The sequence below is a fragment of the Wolbachia endosymbiont of Madathamugadia hiepei genome, from assembly GCF_013366855.1.
GTDB lineage: Bacteria > Pseudomonadota > Alphaproteobacteria > Rickettsiales > Anaplasmataceae > Wolbachia.
This window is the reverse complement of sequence record NZ_WQMP01000088.1, coordinates 1-4,058: the sequence shown is the minus strand read 5'-3', so window position 1 is coordinate 4,058 and position 4,058 is coordinate 1. Positions and strand designations below refer to the sequence as shown.

3 protein-coding genes are annotated in these 4,058 nt (G+C 37.2%); all 3 read right to left on the bottom strand.

Annotation, left to right across the window (positions count from 1 at the left end; genetic code table 11):
- Window positions 1–375 precede the first annotated feature (375 nt).
- From pyrE to secD, 3 genes are read right to left on the bottom strand one after another with little or no spacing between them, the layout of a single operon-like run.
- Window positions 376–978, bottom strand: coding sequence for an orotate phosphoribosyltransferase (gene pyrE / locus GO685_RS03695; protein ID WP_175937625.1), 603 nt, complete (start codon window positions 976–978; stop codon window positions 376–378).
- A 6-nt stretch (window positions 979–984) separates the two neighbouring features.
- Window positions 985–2,169 carry a dicarboxylate/amino acid:cation symporter gene (locus GO685_RS03690; RefSeq protein WP_175937624.1) on the bottom strand — a complete coding sequence of 395 codons (1,185 nt, stop codon included), beginning with the start codon at window positions 2,167–2,169 and terminating at the stop codon, window positions 985–987.
- A 59-nt stretch (window positions 2,170–2,228) separates the two neighbouring features.
- Entirely contained in the window at window positions 2,229–3,743 is a 1,515-nt protein-coding gene (gene secD, locus GO685_RS03685) for a protein translocase subunit SecD (protein ID WP_175937623.1), read from the bottom strand.
- Window positions 3,744–4,058: the final 315 nt, after the last annotated feature.

Below are 4,058 nucleotides of genomic sequence, written 5' to 3'. Positions count from 1 at the left end.
AATTTCTCTATTTGTAGCTAAGTTAAACTACCAGTTTTTGCTACATCTTTCCTTATTTTCTCATGATAAACTTTTTTCACAGAGACTAGTTATTCACTATCTATCTTTTAAATTGGCGTTTTTTATTGTCTTAAACGACTTATAAGCGCGTTTTAGCTTATATTAGGTAAAAACCTTGAAAGTTTATAAAGACATGAGGTGCACATAGTGCAAAAAATTAAACATGAGACGCCAAGTACATTGAGTTTTTTGTCGTTTAATCTGCACAGACTGAAGATAAATAATAGCTTCAACCTTATGATAATGGGTTTGGAGGAACTTGTCAAGCAGTTTTTGTTCTGTTTCTATGCTACTTGGATGACATTGAAAATAGGATTACTTTGCATAATTACTTAGATATTCCCGGCTCCCTGGCTTGGTTACAGGCAGTTTTCTCAATTCTTCAGGAAGCTCTGATCCGCTATAGTTTTTGATATTCAGCTCAAGCAAAGATATAACAGGAAAAGGCAATTTTGCTTCACTATTCCTCTTGATTAGAGCAGCTTCAGCAACTACTTTACCCCCCTTCCCTTCTGCACATTCCACTGCTTCTAGTGAAGATTTGCCTGTGGTTATCACATCTTCAATCAGCAATATTTTCTCACCCTTTTTGATCTCAAATCCGCGACGCAATTCAAACTTGCCATTAACGCGCTCGCAAAACATCGTCCTGATTCCAAGCTGCCTGCCAATCTCATAACCCACGATTATTCCACCAATTGCGGGAGATAGTATTAAATCTATTGGGCTACTTAGCTCTTTTCTTATCTTGTTTGCCAATAGTTCGCAAACTTTCATGGCTCTGCTTGGATTCTCAAAAATCTTAGCGCATTGTATATATGTATCGCTATGCAGCCCTGATGATAGGACAAAATGCCCGTGCAAAATCGCTCCAGCTTCCTCAAATTCCTCCATCATTGGATCATCTTTGTCTAACATCGTTTTTTAAGTTTCACCCTTACATTCCTTATTGATTATTTGAGTTACGCAAACATCAGACCACACATTTGTTGCAGTTTCACACATATCGATGATCGTGTAAATAGGTAAAATCAGTCCCATAATATACAAAGGAACGTTCATTGATACAAGATAACTAGTTGCCATAAAATAGCATCCCATCGGCACTCCAGCGTTGCCAATTGCAGCCCCTGTGGCTAAAAAAATCCATATAAACATTTCGCTTAAGGAAAATGTGTGCCCGTTCATCTCTGCAACAAACATTACTGTAATCAAAATAAACGCAGCACATGCGTTCATATTGATTGTTGTGCATATTGGCAGAATAAAAGATGACAATTTCTTTGGCACCTTCAGCTTATTTTGCACACAGTCTATGGTTGTCGGCAGTGTCGCACTGGATGATTTAGAGAAAAACGCAAGTGTGAGCGCCGGTATAACTCCCTTCAGCGTTTGAATTGGTGATATGCATTTATACCACATAAGTAGCGGTAAAACCAGAAACGCTTGCACGAAATTCGCAGACATTATGCAAGCAAAATACCACAAAAGACTATGGAACTCGCTGCCACCTTTCAATTCGTGCAAAAAACATGTGATAAAAGACCACACAGCAAGCGGAATAAACTTCAGTAGCCCTTGAGCAATTTTAAGTAACACATCAAAAAGTGCAGAAAGCACTTGATGTAACATATCCTGTTTTTCTCTTGAGAGTGAAATAACAGCTCCACCCATTAAAAAAGCGATCAATATGCTGCCAATAACGTTATTTTCAAGAAAGACTTGTACAAAATTTGAAGGAATGAGTGATTTCAAGTATGAAAAGTAGTTGTAATTGCCATCACTTACGCTTTCTATCGTGTTACTTATGAAATTTTTTCTCACTGGATCCATAAGTAAATAGAAAGATAGCGCAACAAACGCAGCTATAATGGTTGTAAGCAGCGTATAGAACAGTGTTTTCTTAAGTAGAGTTTTAATTTCAATCGAGTCTTTAAGTCCTGAAATTGTAGACACTATGGACAGAAAAACTAAAGGTAAACTGATCAATTTGAGCAAGCTGATAAATATATCACTAAATAGCTTTGCCACTTCAAATATTACTTCATTGTTTAAATAGTAAGCACCTATTGCAAGCAGTATAGAAAAAAGTATCGCAAACTTATGCATTGGAAATAAAACTTAAAAGTGACATTATACAACAATTTCGTTGTTTTGGAATTAGTAACTTAAAGCACCAACTTCTTCGGATTCACACACAATTCTATTAGCAGTTTTGTAACTGTGATTGCGGAGAACATCGAGCATAAGATGCCTATTGACAAAGTAACAGAGAAACCTCTGATTGCTCCGCTGCCAATGGCAAACATTATCCCAGCAGCAATTAGTGTGGTGAGATTTGAATCGAGGATTGTCTTTATTGCGTTTTTAAAACCCTCTTCAATAGCACGGACCGTTCTTTTTCCTGATTTCATTTCTTCGCGAATGCGTTCGAATATCAAAACATTTGCGTCAACCGACATACCAACAGTTAGCGCAATGCCGGCAATTCCAGGTAAAGTCAGAGTTGCCTCAAGTAGTGTAAGAATTAATAGTATAAAAATTACATTAAAAAGCAGTGCAACAGAGGCTAATAAGCCTAACTTGCCGTAAATAATAATTATAAATAAAGCAACAGCTACGATAGAGATTATCGCTGCTATTTCTCCTGCTTTTATTGACTCTTCCCCAAGACTTGGGCCGATATTTTTCTCTTCTATTATTTTAAGCGGTGCTGGCAATGCGCCAGATTTTAGGAGTATTGCAAGCTCGCTTGCTTGTTTCTCAGTGAAATTACCACTGATCTCCCCTTCTCCATTTAGGATTGGTTCACGTATTGTTGGCACAGTTAGAACTGTGTTATCAAGAACAATGGCAAAGGGTTTTCCTACATTTTCCTTAGTGATTTTTGCGAATCTTTTACTCGCTATGCTATCGAATTTAAAATGTACTGTGGGTTTACCAAGCGAACCGAATCTAACTGATGCGTTAACCAGCGAATCACCGCCTATTTCAGTCTTGCGGAATATTGGATAAGAGTTGCCTAAAGAATCCTTGAGTATGACGGTAGTTTCGTGGTCCATATCCTGCATTTTTGCCACATTAGTGTTTGCCAAATGGAAAGCTAGCTTAGCAGTTCTGCCAAGCAGAGGTTTTATTTGTTCAGTGTCTTCTACTCCAGGCACTTGAACTAATATTTTGTTCTGCCCTTGTTTTTGTACGCTTACTTCCCTCGTACCAAGCTTATCCAGGCGTCTTTGGACGTTATTTATCGACTCTGAAACCACTTCATTGACTAGGGAATTTTTATAATGAGGCTTATATGAAATGAAAATCGAAGAATCCCTCCTGTTTAGCTCTAAATTTGGGTTTATTCTATGAACTAGCGTTGAAACTTTCTTATGGTTATCGATATTATTTAAAGTTATAACCATCTGTTTATCGCTTTGTACGCGAGATTCGATGTTTTTTGCTAGCAGGCTTTCTTTTATCTCATCGGCTAACATACTCAATTTTTCTTTGAAGTAAGAATCCAAATCTACGCTAAGAAGCAGAGATGACCCGCCTTTGAGGTCGAGCCCTAGGTTTATTCTCTTTTTTGAAACAAGAAGCTTATTATCAAAGAAATTCGGCAGTATTACATATAAAGCAAGGAGGAGGATACACAGCACCGAAAAAGATTTGATTGTAAGCCTATTGCGCATAAGTTGTAGGTTTAAAATTGTAGTGTAAGTGAAAAATGGATTTTTGTAAAATCCTCTAAATAACCTACTGCGTTATCCAAGTAGCATAGAAACGAATCAAAGCAAAATTTGCTTGACAAATCTCACCAACCCCCTTATAATGATACTGAAGCTATTCATTTAGCTTCAATCTGTGCAGATTAAACGATGAAAGTATCACGGTTAGCGTCTTATGTTTAATTTTTTGCACTATGTGCACCTCATGTCTTTATTAATTTCACCTAGATTTCTAGGTTTTTGCCTATACAAGCTGAAACGCGCTTATAAGTCGTTTAA